Origin of the sequence: Mesorhizobium liriopis (genome assembly GCF_024053505.1) — a bacterium.
Classification (GTDB): domain Bacteria; phylum Pseudomonadota; class Alphaproteobacteria; order Rhizobiales; family Rhizobiaceae; genus Mesorhizobium_B; species Mesorhizobium_B liriopis.
In genome coordinates, this window is record NZ_JAMXQS010000002.1 from 240500 (window position 1) to 262392 (window position 21893).

The window sequence follows — 21893 nt, forward strand, 5'->3', positions numbered from 1 at the left end:
GGCTCACGCGGAGCCGGGTTGCCCATCAAGCGCTTCGAGAAACGTCACCGCCTCGCCGGCGCCCATGGTACGGGCCATGGAAAGCGCGGTGGCGCCTTCGGGCGTGCTGGCGTCAGCCTCCGCGCCACGGTCGAGCAAGAGGCGCATGGCCTCGACGCGGTTGAACATCGCGGCCATCATCAAGGGCGTGCGGCCGTCCGGCCCCGCCCCATCGACGGCAGCACCGCCGTCCAGGAGCGCTTCGATCACCGCCACCTCGCCTTTGAAGGCAGCGCCCGCCAGCGGCGTCTGGCCGCGATCATTGGTGCGGTCGGGATCGGCCTGGCGCTCGAGCAGCATGCGCACCGTCTCGGCGTGCCCGTTATAGCTCGCGAGCATCACGAGGCTGTCGCCTTTTTCGTTGGACAGGTTGGGCGGCAGGCCCTGGTCGAGGAAGCGGGCGAGCGTGTCCGTGTCACCGGCGCGCGCGGCCTGGAAGATGCGTGCGGCGAGTTCCGCCATCGCTTCCGCTTCGCTGCTCTCCATCGCACGTGCCTCGCTTGTTGAACGCTTGGAGCCTATCGCCAAAGCCGGCGCGCGCTTCAAGGGTGGATCACGTGTTTTGCGCCTTCAGCCGCCCGATCGCCTCGGCCTGCAACGAATTGGGCGCCATCTCCATGAATTCGATGCGGTTGCCGTCGGGGTCTTCGATCCAGGCCTGGCGGTTGCGGTCGAGGCCTGTGTTGATGGCGTTGCCATGCGTCGGGCGCAACTCGCCATCCTGCCAGATGAACACGGTTTCACCAGTTAGGCGGATCTGGTCGAGAACCGGTTCCAGCCTGTCCACAGTCAGGCAGATGTGGTGGATGCCATTGGCCTTCGGCCCCGAAGTACGCTCGGTTTCGGCTTCCGGAAAAATCTCCAGATACTGCGTGTCGGTGATCCGGAGATAGATCAGGAACAGGCTCCCATCATCGTGAAACAGACGCATCATTTCTAGAAAACCAAGTGAATCCCGATAGAAGCGAAGTGTTCGCTCGACATCGCGAACCTTGATGGCAACATGGCCGATCCCGCTGATCCCTTGCATGTGGCGTTCCTCCCGGTTATGCCGAACACCATGGTAGCGGATGGGAGGAGGAGTCCAAGCCCATTCGCTTCCGGTTTCGCAAAGCCGATCCAGCCGCCTTGAGACGGCAAGCGGAAAAGGCGATGTGTGAAATCGGTTTCAATCGGTGAGGGCGCTTGCGGTTCGACCTTTCCATTCTTTGGCCCCATCTTCCCTTCCTGTGGAAGGGCGCGGTGCTGTCGGCGGAAGTCTGCCTGCTCGCCATTATCGGCAGCGTGGTGCTCGGCGCGCTTGTGGCGATTGCGCGGACATCCTCGGCCAAACCCCTGCGCTGGCTGGCGCTGGCCTATGTCGATCTCTTCCGCAACGTGCCGTTTCTGGTGCAGCTTTTCTTCTTTTATTACGGCCTGCCCGAGCTCGGCATCTATATCGACGCCTTCACCACGGGCGTGATCGCACTCTCGATCGCAGGTGGCGCGTTCGCGTCCGATGCGATCCGCTCCGGCATCCTCGCCATCGAGCCCGGCATCATTGAAGCGGCTGAAGTCAGCGGCCTGTCTCGCCGCGTGATCTTCACCAGGATCGTACTGCCCATCGCGTTGCGCACGGCGATCAGGCCCCTCGGCGCGGTTCTGGTCAACATGATCCTGACCTCCTCGATCCTGTCGGCCATCACGCTCAACGAGCTGACGGGCAGCGGGCGCATCGTGGCATCCGACACGTTCCGCCCCTTCGAGGTCTATGCGGTGCTTCTCGTCTTCTACGCGGCCCTCACTTACGCCGTGTCGATCGCGGTGAACCTTTTGCATGTGCGGCTCAATCGCGGCATTTCGCAGGACGTGGCCTGATGCGCTATTCGTCCTTCACCCCTTACGACATCGTTCTTTTGCTTCAGGGCTTGGGCGTCAGCGTCGGGCTGTTTCTCGCGACCTCGCTGATCGGCCTGCTCCTTGGCACGGTCTGGGCCGTGATCCGCTACTATCGCGTGCCGGGCCTGTGGCAGCTGATGTCCTTCTTGGCCGAGCTCTTGAAGAACTCGCCGGTGCTGGTGCAGCTCTTTCTGGTGTTTTTCGGCTTTCCGGCCTTTTTCCGGGTCAACATGACGCCGGTCGAGGCCGCGACCTTGACGCTTTCACTCAACACAGCGGCCTTTGTTTATGTGATCGCGGTGTCGGCCGTGGAATCGGTCGGCCGAGACCAGATCGAGGCCGCGCGTGTATTCGGCCTCTCCCGCTGGCAGGTCTTGCGCCATGTGATCGGCCCGCAGGCCTCCGCTTTCGCGGTCGGTCCGCTGGTGGCGCTTCTCGTCAACCAGTTGCAGGTCACCTCGCTGATCTCGGTGATCGGCGTGGTCGATCTCACCAAGGTCGGCAACATCCTGAACTTGCGCACGCTCAAGCCCTTCATCGTCTGGACCGTGGTCGGGCTCCTTTATTACGCGGCTGCGAAGCTGATCGCGATGCTTGGCACGCGTCTCGAAAACCGCCTGCGCGCCCACAGCGCTTGGAAAGGCCTCTAGCATGCTCAAAGCGGAAAATGTGCGGAAGGTCTTCGGGTCGACGGTGGTGCTCGATGGCGTGAACCTTTCGGTTCAACCCGGCGAGGTCGTGTCGATCCTGGGCTCGTCGGGCTCGGGGAAGTCCACGCTGATCCGCTGCATCAACGGGCTCGAAAAGCTTGATGGCGGGCGCATCACGGTGGACGAGTTCGACGTGTCGAAGCCGCGTGAACTGGCGGAAGCGCGCAAGCGCTCCGGCACCGTGTTCCAGCTCTTCAATCTCTACCCGCATATGACCGCGCTTCAGAACATCACGCTGGCCCCGATCCAGGTGCTGCAGCAGCCGAAGGCTGAGGCCGAGCGGAAAGCGCGCGCGCTCTTGGCGCAGGTGGGGCTGGGCGATCGCGGCGACGCCTATCCTGCCCAGCTTTCCGGCGGCCAGCGCCAGCGCGTCGGCATCTGCCGGGCGCTCGCGATGGAGCCGCGCTATCTGCTTCTCGACGAGGTGACGAGCGCGCTCGACCCCGAAATGACCGCGGATGTGCTGGGCATTCTCGCCGACCTCGCGCGAGGCGGCACCACCATGGTCTTCGTCACCCACGAGATCGAGTTCGCCCGCCAGATCTCGAACCGCATCGTGTTCCTCGACAAGGGCAAGCTCGTGGTGGACCTGCCCACGGCGGCCTTCTTCAGCGCCAAGGGCGGCATGGCCGTGCCGCGCATCGCACAGTTCCTGTCCAAGATGAGAAAAGACTGACATTCATGCTTCTTCTGGCCAATGCCGAAGCCTGGGCGGGTTTCGCCACAAGCGTCGATCTCTTGAAGAAAGGTGACACGAGCCTCGACGCGATGGTCGCGGGCATCGCCAAGGTCGAGCAGGAGGAAAAGGTCCGCAGCGTCGGCTATGGCGGCTGGCCCAACATGCTCGGCCGCATGGAGTTCGACGCGGGCGTGATGGATGGCACGACGCGCGAGGTGGGCGCGGTGGGTGCCGTGCCCGACACGATCCCCGTGGCCCGATTGGCCCTCGAAGTGATGCGCCGCCTGCCGCATGTGATGCTGACGGGTGACGGCGCGCGCCGCTTTGCGACCGAGATCGGCATGCCGCATGACGAGACGCTTCTGGACGACAGCCGCCGCGTCTGGTGGGAGCGGCTCGAAAAGGAACTCTCGCCGGAAGACATCAGGCGGTTTCCCGACATTCCGCTGGCTCCCTTGAGCCGGACCATCACCGACCCCGAGCGCGTGCGCGACACCACGGTGTTTCTTTGCGCCGACCCGGCACGCGGTATTCACGCGGCGACCTCGACCTCCGGCTGGGCCTGGAAATATCCAGGGCGGCTGGGCGACTCGCCCATTCCTGGCGCGGGCTTTTATGCCGACAGCCGCTATGGCGCGGCCGCCTGCACGCATACGGGCGAGATGACTATGCGCTGCGGCACCGCGCGTACGATCGTGCTGGCGCTCAAGCTCGGCTATTCGTTGCGTGACGCCGTGCAATTGGCCGTGGACGAACTGGCCGATCTGACCGATGGTTTCCTCGCCGGCGTCGTGATCCACGCGGTGGATGCGAAGGGCGGCCACGAGGTGGTGAATTTCCGGTGCGAGGGCGAAATCCGCTTCTGGTTCTGGGAAGACGGCATGGCCGAGCCCGAGCTTCGGCCCGCCCGAGAACTCTGACGCGTCGTTTCTGAATCATGAAAAGGGGAAAGTGCATGAAGCGTTTGATTGGAGCCCTGGCTGCCCTTGCGGTGGTGGCGGGCACGGCATGGCCGGCGGCGGCGGGCATGCTGGACGATATCCGCTCGCGCGGCACGGTGCGCATCGGCGTCTCGCTCGGCGGCGAGCCGATCGGCTTCCGTGACGACCAGAACAACCCGACCGGCTATGACGTCGATGTGGCGAACATGCTCGCCCAGAAGATCGGCGTGCCGGTGGAATTCACCGATGTCTCGGGCGATGCGCGTGTTTCGATGCTGGTGTCGGGTCAGCTCGACATCGTGGTGGCGAACACCTCGGCGACGCTCGAGCGCGCAAAGACGGTATCCTTCTCGATCCCCTACAACCGTGCTGGCATGCGCGTGATCGTGCAGAAGGATGTAGGGATTTCGACGCTCAAGGATCTGGCCGGCAAGAATGTCGTGGTCGGCCGCGGCACGACCGGCGAAGCCTTCCTCAAGCGCGAAGTGCCGGACGCCAACCTCGTCTATGTCGATAATTTCGCGCCCGACGGCGTGCTGCAGCTCCAGCAGAGGCGCGTCGATGCGGCGATCGAGGATTCCTCGCTGGTCGACTATCTCGCCACCAAGAACGACACGCTCGTGACCCTGCCTGAACTCTACTCCAACGACCCGATCGGCATCGCGGTCGCCAAGGGCGATCCGGATTTCGTGCGCTGGCTCGACATGTTCGTATCCGACTATATCCAGTCGGGCGCCTATGAAGCGAACTACAAGAAGTGGTGGGGTGCGAACGCCAACCCGCCCAAGCTGAACCCGCTCTGGTAAGACGCACGCCTCGCCGGGCTGGTCCCTCGGGATCAGCCCGTCAGGCGGGAAATGAAGCGCGTTGGCACCGAAACGGGCGGATCGCCTGGCGTGAAGCTGTTCGGCTCCGCGACGAAGCGGGCGATATGCTCGACGAATTCTTCCTGGTCGTAGCCCACGGAAGAGATCGGATAGGCGGCGAAATCCGTCAGCGACAGGTTGTCGTAGCCGTAAAGGCGGAAGCGCGTCGGCCGGCTCTCCGGGAAATGAGCCCGGCAGGCATCGAGCACGCCCATGGCGGACGCGTCGGAGGTGCAGAACACCGCATCGGGCACCTTGTCCGACAGAAACGACGCACCGGCCTGATAGCCGCTCTGGTAGGTATAATCGCCGGCCCGCACCGTCTGAACCAGCGTGACGCCGTGTTCAGAAAGAGCGTGGAGATAGATCTGGATGCGCGCCTGCTCGACGGGCGAGGATTCACGGCCCGTCACGAGGGCTGCCGTCCTCACGCCTTTCTCGGTTGCATCGCGCACGGCGGCGCGGATGCCGATGGTGGAGTCGGGCACGACGGCGGGCGAGAGCGGGTCGGGGCGGCCGTTCAGCATCACCGCGAAGTCCGAGCGGAACATCTGCCGCACGGTCGCGGCATCCGCGAAATCGGACCAGACCAGGGCTGCATCGACATGGTGGGCGACGCCGTTGCGCAAAAACTGCTCCACCCGGTCCACGGAATTGACGCGGATGAACAGCACCTGCTTGCCCAGGCTCTGCATGGCATTCAGCAGGCAATCGAACAGGTCGAGGTCGGACAGGTCATGAATATGGTTGACCACCACCGCCACCAGATTGGTGCGCTTGGTGGTGAGGCTCTGGGCAAGAAGATTGGGCTGATAGCCGAGCTGGGCTGCGGCTTTCAGCACGCGCTCGCGCTTTTCAGGCGAGATCGGACGCGGATCCACCGAAAAGGCGCGCGACACCACGGCGCGCGAAACGCGGGCCAGAGCCGCCACATCGGCCATGGTCGCGCCGGTGGCGGATTTCGGACTTTCTCCCTTGGGTTTGTCGTTCAATTTCCGGTCCGGCAAAAAATCAGTATGACAATTCTACTCCATTCCACACAGACCCTCCAAGGTGCAATGTGATCGCGTGTTTCGATATTGGCGGTTCCGCCATCAAGGGCGCCGCCGCCCGCTCCGTTTCAGACATCGCGATGATCGGCTCGCGGCCGACCCCGCTCCATGATTTCGACGCCTTCGCGGGCGTGCTGGAAGCGTTGATGGCAGAAGGCGGCGTGCCGGCGCGAAGCCCTGTCTCGGTGTCGATCGCGGGCGTGGTCGATCCGGCCGACGGGCGCATCAAGATCGCGAATATCCCCTGCCTCGACGGGCGGCCTCTCGCGCATGATCTGTCGCAAAAGCTCGGCCGCGCCGTGACGGTGGCCAACGATGCCGACTGTTTCGCGCTGGCGGAAGCCATCGAAGGCGCGGGGCGCGGGCATCGCATCGTGTTCGGCGTGATCCTGGGTACGGGCGTGGGCGGCGGTCTCGTGATCGAGGGCAAGCCTTTGCAGGGGGCAGGCGGCTATGCCGGCGAATGGGGGCATGGACCGGTGGCGGCGACCCTTGCGGGCGATCCGCCGGTGGAGATCCCGCGTTTTTCATGCGGCTGCGGGCTGAAGGGCTGCGTGGATGCCGTGGGCGGCGCGCGCGGGCTGGAAAAGCTTCATCGCCACCTGCACGGGTTGGAGCAGTCGAGCAAGGAGATCGTCGAAGGGTTCGAGAGTGGCGAGGAAAAGGCGTCGCGCACGGTCGATGTCTTGATCGACGTGCTGGCGAGCCCGCTGGCGCTGGTGGTCAATGTGGTGGGTGCCGATATCGTGCCGGTGGGCGGTGGGCTGTCGAACTCGCGCCTTCTGATCGAAAGGCTGGACAGAGCCGTGCGTGCGCGCATTCTGCGGAAGACGACCGTGCCGCTCGTGGTGCAGGCGCAGTGCCGCATCGAACCGGGGCTGATCGGGGCAGCCATTCTGGGCTTCAGGGAAGACGCGGATCATGCCGCTGCTTGAGGTCTGTGTCGGGGATCCCGAAAGCCTGAGTGCTGCCGTCGAAGGCGGGGCGGACCGGATCGAGCTGTGCTCGGCGCTGGAACTCGGCGGACTGACGCCGGGGCCGGGGCTGATCGCGCTTGCCGCGCGTGTCGCGGTGCCCGTCTATGCCATGGTGCGCCCGCGCGGGGGCGATTTCGTATTCAGCAAAAGCGAGGTGGCGGCGATGCTGGCCGATATCACGGCGATCCGTGCGGTGGGGCTGGCCGGTGTTGTGCTGGGGTGTTCGCGTCCGGATGGTCGTCTCGACCGCGACACGCTTCAGGCGTTGCTCGAGGCCGCACACGGCCTGGGAACGACCTTGCACCGCGCCTTCGATCTCGTGCCCGAGATCGAACCGGCGGTTGAGACAGCCGTGGAACTCGGCTTCGAGCGCATCCTGTCTTCGGGCCGGGCGCGAACGGCCGTGGATGGCGCGGACGATCTGCGCCGTGCGCATGAAGCGGCGCGGGGCCGGATTGCGATCATGGCCGGCTCGGGGGTGAACGCCGGCAATGTGGGTGCGCTTCGGCAGAAGGTTCCGCTCGACGAATGGCACGGCTCCTGTTCCGCACCCGTCGGCACGCCGTCAGCCCGCGCGGTCGAACTGGGTTTTGCAAGCCCCGGTGCCGCCAAGCGCACCAGCGTCAATGAAGTGCGGCGCATGAAGGCGGCCATCGCGCGATAATCATCAAGACCGGGGCTGACGCCTCGAAAACAGACGCGCGACAGGGTGATCCCGGTTTCACTCGGTGCGCTCGAACCAGGATTTTGGAGGAACTCTGATGCCCATTGCCCTCAAGCCCGTCGCATTGCCCGATTTCGGCCCGCTGGGTCGCCAACCCACCGTGCCGCCTGCGACTTACGCGGCGCGTGCGGATGAGCTTTATCGGCGTGCCGGTCTTGACTGGGTCGTGGTCTATGCCGATCGCGAGCATTTCGGGAATGTGATGTTCCTGTCCGGCTTCGAGCCGCGCTTCGAGGAGGCGCTGCTGTTGCTGGGTCCTGGTGAGAGACGGGTGCTGATCACCGGCAACGAGTCGGAAAGCTATGCCGCACTCGCGCAATTGCCCGGTCTCGACGTGATGCGCGCGCAAAGTCTGAGCCTAATGGGGCAGGACCGATCGGTGGAGCCCAAGCTCGCGATCCGCCTGCGCGATGCGGGTATCCGGCCCGGCGACACGGTGGGCCTGGTCGGCTGGAAATATTTCGAGCCCGAAGAAGACGAGGAAATCGCAGGCCTGTTCTTCGTGCCCGATTCCTTGGCCGGCATGCTGCGGCGTCTGGCCGGCGAATTGCGTGACGTGACGCCCATCCTGATGCATCCCGAAACAGGGCTGCGTTCCGTGGTGGATGTGGATCAGATCGCCGCGTTCGAGTGGGCTGCCGCCCGCTGCTCATCGGCGCTCTGGCAGGTGGTGTCGAACGTGAAGGTCGGCGACACGGAGTTCTCGGCGCTCGGCCGTTTGCCTTACGAAGGCGATCCGCTCAACGTGCACACGATGTTCGCCTCCGCCGGACCCGGCGGAGCGGTGATCGGCCTGCGCAGCCCTTCCGCGCGGCGATTGAGCAAGGGCGATGGCGTGACCACGGCGCTCGGCTTGTGGGGCGCCTTGTCGTCGCGCGCGGGGCTGCTGGATGACGGCAATGATGCGTTTCTCCTGAAGGCGAAGAGCTATTTCGAGGCGCTGATCGCCTGGTACCACACGGCCGAGATCGGCTTGCCGGGCGGCGAACTCTTTTCGGCGGTGACCGAAAAGCTGGCGCAAGGCGGGCTGCAATCGGCGCTCAATCCCGGCCATCTCGGTAGCCATGAGGAATGGCTTCATTCGCCGGTACGTCCCGGTTCGGACGATCGCCTGCGTTCCGGCATGGTGTTTCAGGTGGATGTGATCCCCGTGCCGATGCCGGCAGGCCAGGCGCTCAACAACGAGGACGCTGTGGTCTTCGCGGACGGCACATTGCGCGCCGAGCTGGCGCAGAAATATCCGGAAGCCTGGGCCCGGATCGAAGCGCGGCGTCGTTTCATGGCGGACCAGCTCGGCGTGCCGCTCAAGGACAGCATCCTGCCGCTGTCCTCGACGCCGCTTTATCTGCCGCCGTTCTGGCTGAGGCCCGACCATGTGCTGGTGCGGGACTAAGCGCCTTTACTTCAGCTTGAAGGCAATCTGGATTGCGCGGCCGAGCGCCGGGGTCGGCACGCCCATATGGGTTTCGCCCGCAAACAACTCGAAGGAAGTGTGGAGGTTGGCACCCTCGGGTCGGGCGAGGCGTGCGGCCATTTCCTGCGCGTAAAGGATCGTGCGCGCTTTCCGCAGCTTTTCGAGCCGCTCCATCGCGTCGTCCTGCGTTTCCTGAAAGGGTGCGAGCCTGTCGCCTTCATGTTCGCCCGCCGAGAGGTGGACGCTGGGGCGGATGGCCATATCGAAATCGGCGCGGGCTTCGGTTGCGAGCAGCCCGCAATCTTCCCAATAGATGGTCGGGCTGGCCGCGATGATCGTCTGGAACAGCGAGGGCCGCGTGAACAGCGTGTGGAGCGCGAAGAGGCCACCGAAGGAATGGCCGAACAGCGCGCGCCGTGTCGGGTCAATCGGCACCTGCGTCGCGATGAAGGGCAGAACCCGGCTCTCGATGAAATCACGAAAATCGTCCGCCCCGCCAGTGCGCACGTCCGGGCCGTTTGGCGTGAAGGGCGGGTAGGTGGTGCCGGGCGGCGGGCTCAGGTCCCAGGAGCGGCGAAGCGGATCATAGGCTTCGTCCGTCGGATAGCCGAGGGCCGCGATCACGCCCCAGCCGACATTCGTGCCTTTCGGGTAGTGGGCCTGGGCACGCAGCGCATCGACCGCCGTGCCGAAGCAGGCGTTGCCGTCCGTCATGGCGAGCAGCGGCCAGCCCTCCGCTGGCGCCTCTCCGGGCGGCACGAAGAGGAGGAGGCGGCGGACCGCCCCCGTCTCGTCTTCGATGTCGTGAACGCTCGCGCCTTGAAGCGTGTAGGCTCGGCTCATCTCAGAACCGGTAGCGCAGGCTGCCGATGATCTGGCGGCCCTCGTCGCGATAGCCATAAGCGCTCGAATAGGTCACCGCGCGCTCGTCGAAGACGTTCTTGACGTTGAGCTGCGCTTCCGCGCCCTTCATGCTTTCATTGAGCTTGCCGAGGTCGAAGGAGACCTTTGTGTCCACCAGAAAGCGCGCGTCGTTTTCGGTCGTGTTGGCATCGTCGCCGAAGCTCTTGCTGGAATAGCGCAAGCCCAACCCCAGCCCCAGGCCTTCCGCCGGGCCGCCGCCGAACAGGTAATCGCCCCAGATCGAGAATTCATGCGCTGGAATGCCCGACGGCACGTTTCCCGCATTATCGCCTTCGGTGATCTCGAGGTCGAGATAGGTATAGGCGGCCGTCAGGTTGATGCCGTTGGGCAGGCTGGTGGAGGCTTCGAGTTCCAGGCCCTGCGAGCGCACCTCGCCACGCTGGACCTGGAAGCCGACATTGTCGGGGTCGGTGGCCAGAACATTGGACTGGATGATCTGGAAGACGGCGGCACTCGCCGACAGGTTGAGGTCGGTCGGCTGGTATTTCACGCCGGCTTCGATCTGCTCGCCCTCGGTCGGCTGGAAGGAGCCACCGCCGAAGCTCGCGCCGATGGTCGGCGCGAACGACGTGGAATAGCTCACATAGGGCGCGATGCCGTTGTCGAAGAGATAGCCCAGGCCCACGCGGCCCGAGAAATGCTCGTCGTCCTGCTCGGAATCCGTGCCCAACCCGTCATGGGCGATGTCCTGGCTGTTGAGCCAGTCGTAGCGGCCGCCCAGCGTCAGGATGAACCTGTTCCATTCCAGCTGGTCCTGCAGGTAGATGCCTGTCTGGCGCTGCTTGGTGGTGACATCGCGGAAATTATAGTCTGGCCGATCGATGTCCTGCTCGCCATAGTTCAGGTCTGAAAGGTCCAGATCGGGGGCGGTGCCGAAGCCGATCTTGTCGTTCACATCGACATAATTGTAGTCGAGCCCCATCAGCACCGTATGGCCGACGGCACCTGTCTGGAACTTGGCTTCGGCCTGGTTGTCGACAGCGAATGAATCGAGCTTGTCGGTGATCAGGCCCGTCGAACGGTTCGCGAAAAGCCGGTCGGGCGTGATGGCGTCGATGCCGGTATAGGGCACATCGGCATAGATATGAACGTAGCGCAGGTTCTGACGCACGCTCCAGGTTTCGTTGAAGCGGTGCTCGAATTCGTAGCCGATCCGGCCCTGATCCTGCACGAAGGTCCCGAATGCGGGATCGCCGGATTCGAGATTGGTGATCCGACCATTCTCGTTGAAGTAGGACGAGTTGCCCCCGGTCTCGACGTGGGAATACTCGCCGAGGATCGTCAGCTGCGTGTCGCGGTCGTCCGAGCGGAAGGTAAGCGCGGGCGCGATGGTGATCTTGTCGTCGGGCACGGAGCGCAGCTCGGTATCGGACTGGCGGACCATGCCGGTCAGGCGGAACAGCGCGTTGTCGCTGTTGGCGAGCGGACCGGAAAAGTCGAACTGGCCCTGATAGCGGTTGTGGCTGCCCGCCTGCACCTCGACCTCGCGGAAGGGCGTTTCAGTCGGGCGCTTGGACACGAGGTTGACCACGCCGCCGGGCGAGCCGCCGCCGTAAAGCACGGAGCTCGGTCCCTTGAGGATCGAGATGGAGTCGAGCCCGTAAGGCTCGGTCTTGAAGATCGAGAAATTGCCGGTCAGCTCGCGCAAACCGTCGCGGTAGACGCCGTTATAAGTCACGTCGAAGCCACGAATGGTGAAGGCGTCGAAGCGGTTGTCGAAGCCGAAGGCGCCGATGCGCACGCCGGGCGTATAGGTGAGCGCTTCCTTCAGCGTCTGCACGCGGCGGTCGTCGAGCTGCTTGCGGGTGACGACGTTGACGGCCTGCGGCACCTTCACGAGCGGCGTGTCGGTCTTGGTCGCGACTTTCGCACGTGTCGCCACATAGCCATCCTGGGCCACGCCACCGCCCACGCCGTTGCCGGCATTATCCGTGCCGGCCCCTTCCACCGTCACGGTTTCGAGCTCAACCGTGTCCTGTGCGAAAGCGATGCCGGGCAAGAGGAGAAGCGCAGTCGAGACGAGCAGGCTGGCCTTGCGTGAGCGTGCTCGGGTGCGATCGGCGACCGATCTGGAATGCATGTAATGTCCCTCAAGATTGCAGCATGGCGCTGCCCCCGAGAGGTCTTCTCGATATTATGACTTCATGAGTCAACTATTCTATTGCATAGCGCGAGGAGCTCGAAAAGCGTGCGTTGCGCCGATGCAACATGCCATTTGCGAGCCCCGCCAAGCAGGAAAGGAAAAGAACAATGCCTGAATCGACAACCCGCTTCGAAACGCCGAGTGCCGACAAATATATCAAGCAGCTCTGCAAGCATTTCGGACACCGGGTCGAGACCACGGTGGGCGACAACACCGGCACCTGCCGTTTCGAGATCGGCACGGCCCAGCTCGACGCCGATGCTTCGGCCCTGGCCATCCGCTTGGAGGCGGAAGACGAGGAGAGGCTCAAGCAGATGCAGCACGTGATCGAGAGCCACCTGCTGCGCTTCGCCTTCCGCGAAGAGCCAGGCGCGCTGGAATGGCGCTCGGCGTAAAGCTCGTCAGGCCCACTCACCCTTGCGGAACACCGGCACGCGGCTGCCGTCCGGCTTGATGCCGTCGATGTCGGTGTCGCCCGAGCCGATCATCCAGTCGATATGGATCAGACTCTTGTTGCCGCCCTGGGCAGCGATCTGGTCGGGCGTGATCGTGTCGCCGTCCACGAAGCACTTCGAATAGCACTGGCCGAGCGCGATGTGGCACGACGCGTTTTCGTCGAACAGCGTGTTGTAGAACAGGATGCCGCTTTTCGAGATCGGCGAGGAATGCGGCACGAGCGCCACTTCGCCCAGGCGGCGCGCGCCGTCGTCGGTGTCGAGCACCTTGTTGAGAACGGCTTCGCCCTTCGACGCCTTGGCCTCCACGATGCGGCCGCCCTCGAAGCGCACCGCGATGTCGTCGATCAGCGTGCCTTGATAGGACAGTGGCTTGGTCGAGCGCACATGGCCTTCGACGCGCAGGGCGTGCGGCGTGGTGAAGACCTCTTCGGTCGGGATATTCGGGTTGCAGGTGATGCCGTTCTTGGCCGAGGACGCGCCGCCCTGCCAAAGGTGGTTGTCGGCGAGGCCGATCGTGAGATCCGTGCCGGGGCCGGAGAAATGCAGGCTCTCGAAGCGCTGGCCGTTGAGCCATTCGGTGCGGGTGGCGAGCGCCCTGTTGTGCGCGTCCCAAGCCGAAACGGGGTCGTCATTGTCCACGCGCGAGGCGGCGAAGATGGCTTCCGCAAGTTTCGACACGGCGACGCTTTCCTCGTCATGGGGAAGGACGAGCTTCGCCCAGGCGGTGCCCGGAAAGGCGACGATGTTCCAATTGACGTCGAAGCCGGTGATCTTTTCGAGCGCCGGGCGATAGGCGGCCGAGTTCGCCTTGTTGGCGCGTGCGACCTTGGCGGGGTCTTCGTTCGCGAGAAGCATCGGATTGTCGCCGGTGATGGCAAGGCGCGCGGTGTTCTTGCTGAACGCCTTCGCCATGCCCTCATAGAGCCAGTCGGCAGCATGGTCGAAGCTCGCATCGGGCGCCTCGCGGTAGCGGGACAGCGTGATCTCCTCATCGGCGAAGAAGGGCGTGACGATGCCCGCACCCGCCGCATAGGCGTGATGAGCGATGCGCCGCACCAGCGGGAGCGCGGCGATAGGGCCGGTCAGAAGCAGGTCCTGGCCCGGTTCGAGCCGCAGGCCCACTTTCACCGCCACCTGCGCCAGCCGGTCGAGCTTCACCGGATCGATGCTTTGAATGCCGCCGGGGGATTGGATGGTCATGGCTTTGGCTCCTGAACCTTTGTCGCGCTTTGCTTGCGCCATCGGGGCGAGGTGAACAAGACACAATTCGAATGCGAAAGCCTTCGGGCCGACCGCGAAAGCCTCTCGGGCCTTGTGCAACTGCGAAGGCAATGGTCTAGGACGCGCGGCCCGAAAGGAAAGGGCCTGCCCATTTCCAAAGTCCTGAGAATTCCATGATCCGTCTCGAAAGCATCGGCAAGCAGAACGGCAAGCAGATCGTGTTCATCGAGGCGTCCGCCGCGATCCAGCGCGGCGAGAAGGTCGGGCTGGTGGGTCCGAACGGTGCCGGCAAGACCACGCTCTTCCGCATGATCACCGGCGAGGAGCAGCCCGACGAAGGACAGGTCTCGACCGATCGCGGCGTGCGCATCGGCTATTTCTCTCAGGATGTGGGTGATATGGGCGGCCGCTCGGCTGTGGCCGAGGTGATGGACGGCGTCGGGCCCGTCAGCCAGCTCGCCGCCGAGATGGCCGAGCTCGAGGCCGCGATGGGCGATCCCGACCGCGCGGACGAGATGGACGAGATCATTTCCCGCTACGGCGAGGTGCAGGGCCGCTTCGACGAGCTCGATGGCTATGCGCTCGACGGCCGCGCGCGTGAGGTGCTGGACGGTCTGGGCTTTTCCCAGGAGATGATGAACGGCGATGTGGGCGCGCTTTCGGGCGGCTGGAAGATGCGCGTGGCGCTCGCCAAGATCCTCTTGATGCGCCCCGACATGATGCTGCTCGACGAGCCGAGCAACCACCTGGACATCGAAAGCCTGATCTGGCTCGAGAACTTCCTGCAGGGCTTCGACGGCGCGATCCTGATGACCTCGCACGACCGCGCCTTCATGAACCGCATCGTCAACAAGATCGTCGAGATCGATGCCGGCGCGCTCACCACCTATTCCGGCGACTACGAGTTCTACCAGGGTCAGCGCCTGTTGAACGAAGCCCAGCAGCAGGCGCAGTTCGAGCGCCAGCAGGCGATGCTTGCCAAGGAGATCGCCTTTATCGAGCGCTTCAAGGCGCGGGCCTCTCACGCGGCCCAGGTGCAGAGCCGGGTGAAGAAGCTCGAAAAGATCGAAAAGGTCGAGCCGCCGAAGCGCCAGCAGACCGTGCGCTTCGAGTTCCAGCCCGCACCACGCTCGGGCGAGGATGTCGCGACGCTCAAGAACGTGCACAAGAGCTATGGCAGCCGCACGATCTACGACGGGCTCGACTTCCAGATCCGCCGCCGCGAGCGCTGGTGCGTGATGGGCGTGAACGGGGCGGGCAAGTCCACGCTCTTGAAGCTCGTCGCGGGCGCCTCCGACCCCGACCAGGGCGCGGTGTCGCGGGGGCCCAGCGTCAAGATGGCCTATTTCGCGCAGCACGCGATGGAGCTGCTCGACGGCGAGCGCACCGTCCTGCAATCGCTGGAAGACTCGTTTCCTCAGGCGGGCCAGGCGCCCTTGCGCGCGCTCGCCGGCTGCTTCGGCTTTTCGGGCGACGAGATCGAGAAGAAGTGCCGCGTGCTCTCGGGCGGTGAGAAGGCGCGGCTGGTGATGGCCAAGATGCTGTTCGATCCACCGAACTTTCTGGTTCTCGACGAGCCCACCAACCACCTCGACATCGCCACCAAGCAGATGCTGATCGAAGCGCTTTCGCGCTACGAGGGCGCGATGCTGTTCGTGAGCCACGACCGCCACTTCCTCGCGGCCCTGTCGAACCGTGTGCTGGAACTCACGCAAGACGGCATCCACGCCTATGGCGGCGGCTACACCGAATATGTGGAGCGCACGGGGCAGGAGGCGCCGGGTCTACGCGGCTGACCCTTCGACAAGTTCAGGGTGTCAAAGGCCCAATATTGATCTTTGACAGCGCGAGACGAAGCTGTGCCGCCTACCCTTCCAATCGAAGGAGAACCGGATGGACGACATGCAAGACCGGCGCTTTCCCGTCGGGGCCGGCATTCTGCTGGGTCTCGGGCTGGGCGGCTTCTTCGACGGGATCGTGCTGCACCAGATCCTGCAATGGCATCATATGGCGACAAGCGCGGGGTTGCCCGCCGACACGCTGAGCAATCTCCGGCTCAATGTGATGCTCGACGGCTTTTTTCATGCCGCCACCTATCTGTTCACGGCGGCCGGTCTTTTCCTTCTCTGGCGCGATGCGCGCAAGGAGCATTTCCGCTGGTCGGCGAGGCTGCTCTTTGCCGCGATGCTGATGGGCTTCGGTCTTTTCAACCTCGTCGAGGGCGTGGTCGACCACCATCTGCTCGGACTGCACCATGTGAACGAGACGGTGCCGCGCGAGCAGTGGGTCTATTGGGATATCGGGTTCCTCGTCTGGGGCGCCGCGATGCTCGTGGGAGGCTGGGCTTTTTATCGCGGTGGCCGCGCAAGCCACCCGGCCTGAGAGATTCTGCCCGCGTCCAGCATGAACCGGCCGCTAAGCCATGGCGGACAAGGCTTCTTGCGGTTTCGGAGACCCATGATGCGCGCTTGCCGCGAGCGCCTCGGCCAGCGGCGCGTGGACGCTGCGCCGCCCACCCACGACCTGCGCCGACAAAAGTCCGTTGGGACAGTCGCGGTCGTCGTCCCAGCCGGGATGGTTGGCGACGGGATAAAGGCAGATGCCTTCGACCGGCACGCCTCGGGCGCGCGCCGTCGCCACTTCCTGAGCCACATAGCGGAACCAGTTGGCGCGCCGGTCGCCCTCGATGCCGGTTTCGGCGATCAGGATCGGGCGACCGTAGCGGGCATGAATTTCGGCGAGCAGCTGGTGAAGGGGGATGTAGAGCGAGTGGTCGGTGTCGATGGGTGGGCCCCCGTGGATCCACTGATTGTTGAAGTAGTAGTTGACCCCGATCACGTCGAGCAGTTCCGGCCGTCCGCCGAGCTGTGGCCAGATGCGGCCCGACAGCATATCCCAGGCTTGGAACTGCGACTCGTGATGCCCGCCTGCATGTGCTGCATCCGCCGGGCGTGCCGGGTCGTTGACGATGGAGATCATCGGGTCGCAATGAACGAAGCGCGTCGTGGGATCGTCCGCCAGAATGGCTTCCATGGCCATGATCGAGGCGCGCGCGAGTTGCGTTTTGAGCTCGAAGCCGCGGCCATGCGCGAAGGGGTTGAGATAGCCCACATCGCCGCCGCCCCATGAGAAGAACGAAATCTCGTTGACGGGGCAGAGAAAGACCGGGCCATCGGTTTCGGCGCGGATGACGCGGGCGGCTTCGCGCGCGAAGCGGGCGAAGCGGGACGCGAACTCCGGCGACCAGATGATGATGTCGGCGGGCCAGCCATAATGGAGCAGGTCCCAGATCACCTGTGTGCCGGTTTTGCGCGCCGCCTGAAGCATGGGCACGAGGCTCGACCAGTCATACTGGCCGGGCGACTGCTCGACTAGGTGCCAGCGCACGCCGTCGCGCATGGTGCGGATGCCGTGCTCGGCGAGCTGGCGGTAGTCGTTCGCGGCATTCGTGTCGTGGCCGATCGAGGCGATCACGTCGAGGCGTTCAAATTGGCCTTCGCGCCTGGGGTCGCGACGCATATGCGTCGAGCACTCGAAACCGCCCTGAAGGAATGAGCGGAACAGCCTGGGCTCGGGGGCCGGACGTGTGTTTTCCCGGATCACGTCATCGAAGAGCTTCTGCCACTGCGGCACGACCGCTTCGACCGCGTAATGCGTCTCCACATGATGGCGCAAAGCCTGGCCGAGCGACCGGCGGAAAGGTTTGTCCTCGATCAGGCGAACCATGGCGCGGGCGACCGCAGCCGGGTCTTCATGAGGCACGAAGAGGCCAGACACGCCATCCTCGATCTGCTCAAGCGTGCCGTTGTCCTGTGTGGCGATCACGGGCAGGGACGCGGCCCCCGCTTCCGCGATCACATGCGGCATACCTTCGCCGCGCGCGAGCCAGGCGAGGATATCGAGCGCGGTCAAAAGATCAGGCACGTCCGGGCGGTCGCCGAGGAATTGCAGCACTTGGTTCAGGCCGCGTTCCTTGGCGAGCGCCTGCAGGTGCCCGGCATAGTCCGGCATGAAGGCGTCGGGACCGCCGATCACGAGAAAGCGTGCCTGGGGGTGCGACCGGTGGACGAGGGCGGCTGCCTCGATGAAATCTTCCACGCGCTTCTTGCGGTCGAGGCGGCCGACCCAGCCGATCAGCGGAACGTCGTCGGGGATACCCAGTGCGCGGCGGGTGGCGCTGCGGGTTGCCGGGTCGAATTCGGAAAGATCGACGGTGGAGGGGATTTCGAGCGCGTCGGTTTCGCGGCCTTCCATCCGGCTCGCCGCAGCGTCCCGGATCGAGCGGCACACGCCGACATAACGCGTGGTGAAATGCTTCGGCCCGGCCAGCGCTTCGGAGACCAAGCCGCCATGCTCGATGAGCGGCGGGCGGGCATGGAGGCGCTCGAGCGCGGGGTAGATGTCGGCCACGTTCTGGCAGGACACCACCACGTCATAGCGCGGGATCTTGCGCGCGAGATAGGAAACCGTGTCTTCGAATGAGAGCGTATAGGGCGTGCGGTCGACATGGACGCCCAGCGCTTCCAGCTGCTGGTGCGTCTGGTCGGGCATACCTTCCTTGCGGAAGCAGGCGACGACGTCGATGCGATACTCCCTGGGATCGAGCGCTTTGGCGAGGAGCCGGACCTCGGTCTCCTCGCCTCCCACCACCAACCACGCAAAAACAAAGAGAATGCGCTTCGGCTTGTGCTCGATCATGCCGCGGCCTTGAACACGACCTGCAGGAAGTCCGGCCGCTCGGCGACCAGCGTCTTGAGAAAAGCCGGCCCCTCGTCGAATGGCAGAACATGCGTGATGACATGCTCCTTGATCCGCTCGCCTTCACTCTGGAGCAGTTGGATCGTTTCGGATGCGAGTCGGCGACGGTCCCAAAGAGCCCCGAGCCCGCGCGGCACGCGGCCGATCTGGGCGCAGCGGATGCTCAAGCCATTGTGGTGGAACTCCTCACCGAGCCGCAGGGCCTCTGCACCGCCCTGGTAGAAGGCGAGATCGATGACGGTTCCTTGCGGGCGCAGCATGCGCAAGGCGTTGTGGAGGCTGTTGCCGTGGGCGCGGGTCTGGAAAACGATGTCCGCGCCGCGTCCCCCGCCCGAGCCGCCATGCCAGTTGGTCTTGGCGTAGTCGATGGCGTCGTCTTCGCTGAGCGCCACGAGCCCGAACTTCTGCGCCACCGCGCGGCGGAAGGGTGAGGGATCGCAGAGCACGACTTCCGCCGCGCCCGCCTGTTTCGCGAAAAGTGCGGTGAAGAGCCCGACCGTGCCCCCGCCGACCACCGCGACGGGGCGGCCCGCAATGCCCTGTCCGAGCTTCGTCACATGGGGGCCGAGAAGTTCGGCATCGGCGTGGAGGATGCCGTTGGCCGCGATCGGTCCCATCTGGGCGACGAAGATGCCGAGAATCGGGTCGAGGTTTTCGGGCAGCTTGACCAGAACCTCGTGGAACGGGTCGGCCGTGTGCCCGCTCTTGTGGCCGAAGGTGCCGGCGACCACATCGCCCACGGCAAAGCCGGGTGCCTGGCTCGCGATCACGCGGCCCACTTCCATGTAGCCCAGAAATGGCACGGGAAAGTGCGCGCTCGCCTCGCCTGAGTGGAACAGGCCACGGCCCTCGTCCCAGCGCGAATGGAGATAGGGGTTGGTGCCCTTGAAGAAGGTCAGTTCGGTGCCGGCTGAGAGCCCCGTATAGAGCGTTTCGAGCCGCACCTGCCCATGCCCTTCCGGGCCCTCGTCATAGCCGAAGAAGAAGCCCTCGCCCTCGCGTTCCACGCCGAGCGAGCGGATGTGACGATGATCAACCATGGGCCACCTCGCGCAGCGCGTTCTGGGAATGGGAAAGACGGATCCGCGCGCCGGATGCCGCCGACTGGTTGACGGCGAGCGCCAGTTCGTGGGTCTTCAACGCCTCGCTATAGGGGCAGCGGATGCGGTTTTCCTTGCCCTGCACGGCATCGATGAAATCGCGGTCCTCCCGCCAGACCGGGTCGCCCTCGGCATGGCGCACCGGGCGGCCCCGGCCAGTGTCGATCATGATGTCATGGTCGGTCATCTCGACGGCGAGACCGTCGGCGAAAAGGTGCAGGCCAACGCGGTGGCCCCAGCGCAGCAGGCAGGTGGACGCGATGTTGCCGACCGCTCCGCTTTTGAAACGCAGGCTGGCGGTGCTGGCGGTGGCCACATCGAGGCCGGGGAAATCGTCGCGCGCCGTGTGCTCGGCCTGGCCGAACACCGTCTCGACTTCGCCCACGAGAACGCGCACGAGATCGAGGATATGCGTGGTCTGTTCGACCATCTGCCCGCCCGAAGCGTCCTTGCGCCACCACCATTGCGGCGGCGGGGTGGCGTCGAGCCAGTAGCCGGAAACGAGGCGGGGCGGATTCTGGGCGAAGAGCGCACGGGCCTCGTCCACCGTGTCGAGATAGCGCCAGTGATAGCCGACAGCGGTGATGAGGCCTGCCTGGGCAACCTGCCGCTCGATCTGCCGCGCGGTTTCGATGTCGAGCGACACGGGCTTTTCCACGAAAAAGGGAAGCTTGGCCGCGATCACCGCTTCCTCGATAGCACCATGCGCGAAGGGCGGCACACAGATATAGACGGCGTCGAGGTTTGCCTGCGCCAGCATCTCCTGATGCGAGGCGAAGGCCTGCGCGCCGAAGCGCTCGGCGGTGCCGCGCGCGCGCTCGAAATCGGTATCGGAAAACGCGGCGAGCTCCACATCCTCGAACTGTTCGAGCACACCCAGATGCCGGTGGGCGATGCCACCCGCCCCGATGAAGCCGATCCGTGTTTTCGTCATGGAGGTCTGCCTTATGGAAATAGGGGTACGGCCCGAAAGGACGTCGCGATAGAGTTGCGTGGTTTCCCGGCCCATGCGCTCGGCATGGAAATGGTTCTCGAAGCGCTTGTGAAGCGCCTTTGTCGCCTGTTCGACGAGCGCCGGATCATGGAGGGCCGCGCGCATGGCGGCGGCGAGGCTGTCCGGGTCGCCCGTTTCTGCGAGGAACGGGTGGTCTTCTCCCACGGCTTCCAAGCTGCCTGTCGCGCGGGTGGCGATCACCGGCAGCTTCGCGGCCATGGCTTCGAGCAGCACCAGCGGCAGGCCTTCGAAGAGCGAGGGAAGCACAAGGAAGTCTGCCGCCACCATCAATTCGGGCACATCCGTGCGATGGCCGAGGAAATGTACGCGGGCGGCAATGCCACTGGCGCGCGCGAAATCCACCAGGGCGTCGTGTTCGGTGCCTTCACCGGCCAAAAGGAGAATGGCGCGGCTGTCGTCAAGCCGGCTGAACGCATCCAGAAGCGTGCTGTGTCCCTTTTGCGGGGTCAAACGCCCAACCGAAAGAAAGACCGGGAGGTTTTCCGAAAGCCCGAGTGTTTGCCGCGCGGCATTGCGGTCTTGAAGCGGAACGGCCGGGGCAATGCCGTTACGGATCACCACCAGTTTTTCAGGTGGAATGCCCGCTTGGGCGAAGCTCCGGCCGGCGGCATCGGAAACCGCGATCAGCTTGGCGATGTTTGCAAGAGACGCCTGATGCGCTTCGATTTGGTCGAGGTCGGTCAGAAGAAAAGGCAGGTGCTCGGTGCGCAACACGGGAATGCCCGTATCGGCCGCCGCCCCCGCCAGTTCCTGCCCTTCCCAGCCGATGCCGGCATGGACATGGAGGAGATCGGGGCGCGCGGCACGAAGCCAAAAGCCAAAATCGTCGCCTTCGGCACTGAAGCGTTTGACGGCGAGGCCCCGGCGCGCGGCGCGGCGGCTCAGATCGTCGCTCGCCTCGCCCCATGGCAGGACAAGCGTCGGCGCGATTCCTGCGCCGAGATGCCGGGCGAGCAGGAGCATATGCTCGCCCATCCCCGAAGGCTCGCCGCTG

Annotated in this window: 20 protein-coding genes; 11 read left to right on the top strand and 9 right to left on the bottom strand. The window is 64.7% G+C overall.

Annotation, left to right across the window (positions count from 1 at the left end; genetic code table 11):
• Positions 1-3: 3 nt before the first annotated feature.
• Together NGM99_RS04185 and NGM99_RS04190 are read right to left on the bottom strand one after the other, a co-directional pair.
• Positions 4-525: an ankyrin repeat domain-containing protein gene (locus tag NGM99_RS04185; protein WP_252816293.1), complete on the bottom strand. Its 522-nt coding sequence runs from the start codon at positions 523-525 to the stop codon at positions 4-6.
• A 67-nt stretch (positions 526-592) separates the two neighbouring features.
• Positions 593-1069 carry a VOC family protein gene (locus NGM99_RS04190; protein WP_252816294.1) on the bottom strand — a complete coding sequence of 159 codons (477 nt, stop codon included), beginning with the start codon at positions 1067-1069 and terminating at the stop codon, positions 593-595.
• 155 nt (positions 1070-1224) lie between these two features.
• On the opposite strand from NGM99_RS04190, the gene NGM99_RS04195 reads away from it, so the two are divergent.
• The 5 genes from NGM99_RS04195 to NGM99_RS04215 are packed head-to-tail and all read left to right on the top strand — an operon-like array spanning position 1225 to position 5053.
• Positions 1225-1896: an amino acid ABC transporter permease gene (locus NGM99_RS04195; protein ID WP_252816296.1), complete on the top strand. Its 672-nt coding sequence runs from the start codon at positions 1225-1227 to the stop codon at positions 1894-1896.
• A complete protein-coding gene (locus NGM99_RS04200) occupies positions 1896-2567 on the top strand; it encodes an amino acid ABC transporter permease (protein WP_252816298.1) in 672 nt (223 codons plus the stop codon). Before NGM99_RS04195 ends, NGM99_RS04200 begins: the two co-directional genes overlap by 1 nt.
• A 1-nt stretch (position 2568) precedes the next feature.
• On the top strand, positions 2569-3303 hold the full coding sequence (locus NGM99_RS04205; protein WP_252816300.1) for an amino acid ABC transporter ATP-binding protein: 735 nt from the start codon (positions 2569-2571) through the stop codon (positions 3301-3303).
• Between the two features lie 5 nt (positions 3304-3308).
• The gene (locus NGM99_RS04210; RefSeq protein ID WP_252816302.1) at positions 3309-4226 is read left to right on the top strand and encodes an isoaspartyl peptidase/L-asparaginase; all 918 of its coding nucleotides are present in this window, start codon (positions 3309-3311) and stop codon (positions 4224-4226) included.
• A 35-nt stretch (positions 4227-4261) separates the two neighbouring features.
• Entirely contained in the window at positions 4262-5053 is a 792-nt protein-coding gene (locus tag NGM99_RS04215) for a transporter substrate-binding domain-containing protein (RefSeq protein ID WP_252816304.1), read from the top strand.
• Positions 5054-5085: 32 nt separating this feature from the next.
• Here NGM99_RS04215 and NGM99_RS04220 read toward each other — a convergent pair whose 3' ends face one another.
• Positions 5086-6105 (bottom strand): LacI family DNA-binding transcriptional regulator, encoded by a 1020-nt coding sequence (locus tag NGM99_RS04220; protein WP_252816306.1) that lies wholly within the window; start codon positions 6103-6105, stop codon positions 5086-5088.
• A 68-nt stretch (positions 6106-6173) separates the two neighbouring features.
• On the opposite strand from NGM99_RS04220, the gene NGM99_RS04225 reads away from it, so the two are divergent.
• The 3 genes from NGM99_RS04225 to NGM99_RS04235 all read left to right on the top strand — a co-directional run bounded on the left by NGM99_RS04225 (position 6174) and on the right by NGM99_RS04235 (position 9259).
• Positions 6174-7100: an ROK family protein gene (locus NGM99_RS04225; RefSeq protein WP_252816309.1), complete on the top strand. Its 927-nt coding sequence runs from the start codon at positions 6174-6176 to the stop codon at positions 7098-7100.
• Entirely contained in the window at positions 7084-7806 is a 723-nt protein-coding gene (locus NGM99_RS04230) for a copper homeostasis protein CutC (protein ID WP_252816909.1), read from the top strand. The genes NGM99_RS04225 and NGM99_RS04230 overlap by 17 nt, the downstream gene beginning before the upstream one ends.
• A 97-nt stretch (positions 7807-7903) precedes the next feature.
• A complete protein-coding gene (locus tag NGM99_RS04235) occupies positions 7904-9259 on the top strand; it encodes an acyl-CoA synthetase family protein (RefSeq protein ID WP_252816311.1) in 1356 nt (451 codons plus the stop codon).
• A 6-nt stretch (positions 9260-9265) separates the two neighbouring features.
• On the opposite strand, the gene NGM99_RS04240 is transcribed toward NGM99_RS04235, so the two are convergent.
• Complete coding sequence (locus tag NGM99_RS04240; RefSeq protein WP_252816312.1) at positions 9266-10123, bottom strand: alpha/beta hydrolase; 858 nt, start codon at positions 10121-10123, stop codon at positions 9266-9268.
• Position 10124: 1 nt separating this feature from the next.
• On the bottom strand, positions 10125-12284 hold the full coding sequence (locus NGM99_RS04245) for a TonB-dependent siderophore receptor (protein WP_252816314.1): 2160 nt from the start codon (positions 12282-12284) through the stop codon (positions 10125-10127).
• A 170-nt stretch (positions 12285-12454) separates the two neighbouring features.
• Here NGM99_RS04245 and NGM99_RS04250 point away from each other — a divergent pair, with 170 nt between their 5' ends.
• Entirely contained in the window at positions 12455-12742 is a 288-nt protein-coding gene (locus NGM99_RS04250; protein ID WP_252816316.1) for a DUF2218 domain-containing protein, read from the top strand.
• 6 nt (positions 12743-12748) lie between these two features.
• On the opposite strand, the gene NGM99_RS04255 is transcribed toward NGM99_RS04250, so the two are convergent.
• Positions 12749-14005 carry an aminopeptidase gene (locus NGM99_RS04255; protein WP_252816318.1) on the bottom strand — a complete coding sequence of 419 codons (1257 nt, stop codon included), beginning with the start codon at positions 14003-14005 and terminating at the stop codon, positions 12749-12751.
• 194 nt (positions 14006-14199) lie between these two features.
• Between NGM99_RS04255 and NGM99_RS04260 the strand changes: the two genes are divergently transcribed.
• Together NGM99_RS04260 and NGM99_RS04265 are read left to right on the top strand one after the other, a co-directional pair.
• The gene (locus NGM99_RS04260) at positions 14200-15822 is read left to right on the top strand and encodes an ABC-F family ATP-binding cassette domain-containing protein (protein WP_252816320.1); all 1623 of its coding nucleotides are present in this window, start codon (positions 14200-14202) and stop codon (positions 15820-15822) included.
• A 97-nt stretch (positions 15823-15919) separates the two neighbouring features.
• Positions 15920-16408 carry a DUF2243 domain-containing protein gene (locus NGM99_RS04265; RefSeq protein WP_252816322.1) on the top strand — a complete coding sequence of 163 codons (489 nt, stop codon included), beginning with the start codon at positions 15920-15922 and terminating at the stop codon, positions 16406-16408.
• A gap of 33 nt (positions 16409-16441) precedes the next feature.
• On the opposite strand, the gene NGM99_RS04270 is transcribed toward NGM99_RS04265, so the two are convergent.
• From NGM99_RS04270 to NGM99_RS04280, 3 genes are read right to left on the bottom strand one after another with little or no spacing between them, the layout of a single operon-like run.
• Positions 16442-18724, bottom strand: coding sequence for a glycosyltransferase (locus NGM99_RS04270; RefSeq protein ID WP_252816324.1), 2283 nt, complete (start codon positions 18722-18724; stop codon positions 16442-16444).
• The gene (locus NGM99_RS04275) at positions 18721-19824 is read right to left on the bottom strand and encodes a zinc-binding dehydrogenase (RefSeq protein ID WP_252816326.1); all 1104 of its coding nucleotides are present in this window, start codon (positions 19822-19824) and stop codon (positions 18721-18723) included. The genes NGM99_RS04270 and NGM99_RS04275 overlap by 4 nt, the downstream gene beginning before the upstream one ends.
• Positions 19817-21874 (bottom strand): glycosyltransferase, encoded by a 2058-nt coding sequence (locus tag NGM99_RS04280; protein WP_252816328.1) that lies wholly within the window; start codon positions 21872-21874, stop codon positions 19817-19819. The genes NGM99_RS04275 and NGM99_RS04280 overlap by 8 nt, the downstream gene beginning before the upstream one ends.
• Positions 21875-21893: the final 19 nt, after the last annotated feature.

Coding starts and splice junctions, on each gene's coding strand:
- NGM99_RS04275 (WP_252816326.1), bottom strand. CDS start 19,824: ATGGTTGATCATCGTCACATCCGCTCGCTCGGCGTGGAACGCGAGGGC.
- NGM99_RS04200 (WP_252816298.1), top strand. CDS start 1,896: ATGCGCTATTCGTCCTTCACCCCTTACGACATCGTTCTTTTGCTTCAG.
- NGM99_RS04260 (WP_252816320.1), top strand. CDS start 14,200: ATGATCCGTCTCGAAAGCATCGGCAAGCAGAACGGCAAGCAGATCGTG.
- NGM99_RS04240 (WP_252816312.1), bottom strand. CDS start 10,123: ATGAGCCGAGCCTACACGCTTCAAGGCGCGAGCGTTCACGACATCGAA.
- NGM99_RS04190 (WP_252816294.1), bottom strand. CDS start 1,069: ATGCAAGGGATCAGCGGGATCGGCCATGTTGCCATCAAGGTTCGCGAT.
- NGM99_RS04210 (WP_252816302.1), top strand. CDS start 3,309: ATGCTTCTTCTGGCCAATGCCGAAGCCTGGGCGGGTTTCGCCACAAGC.
- NGM99_RS04280 (WP_252816328.1), bottom strand. CDS start 21,874: ATGGGCGAGCATATGCTCCTGCTCGCCCGGCATCTCGGCGCAGGAATC.
- NGM99_RS04235 (WP_252816311.1), top strand. CDS start 7,904: ATGCCCATTGCCCTCAAGCCCGTCGCATTGCCCGATTTCGGCCCGCTG.
- NGM99_RS04205 (WP_252816300.1), top strand. CDS start 2,569: ATGCTCAAAGCGGAAAATGTGCGGAAGGTCTTCGGGTCGACGGTGGTG.
- NGM99_RS04270 (WP_252816324.1), bottom strand. CDS start 18,724: ATGATCGAGCACAAGCCGAAGCGCATTCTCTTTGTTTTTGCGTGGTTG.
- NGM99_RS04185 (WP_252816293.1), bottom strand. CDS start 525: ATGGAGAGCAGCGAAGCGGAAGCGATGGCGGAACTCGCCGCACGCATC.
- NGM99_RS04215 (WP_252816304.1), top strand. CDS start 4,262: ATGAAGCGTTTGATTGGAGCCCTGGCTGCCCTTGCGGTGGTGGCGGGC.
- NGM99_RS04255 (WP_252816318.1), bottom strand. CDS start 14,005: ATGACCATCCAATCCCCCGGCGGCATTCAAAGCATCGATCCGGTGAAG.
- NGM99_RS04265 (WP_252816322.1), top strand. CDS start 15,920: ATGGACGACATGCAAGACCGGCGCTTTCCCGTCGGGGCCGGCATTCTG.
- NGM99_RS04250 (WP_252816316.1), top strand. CDS start 12,455: ATGCCTGAATCGACAACCCGCTTCGAAACGCCGAGTGCCGACAAATAT.
- NGM99_RS04245 (WP_252816314.1), bottom strand. CDS start 12,284: ATGCATTCCAGATCGGTCGCCGATCGCACCCGAGCACGCTCACGCAAG.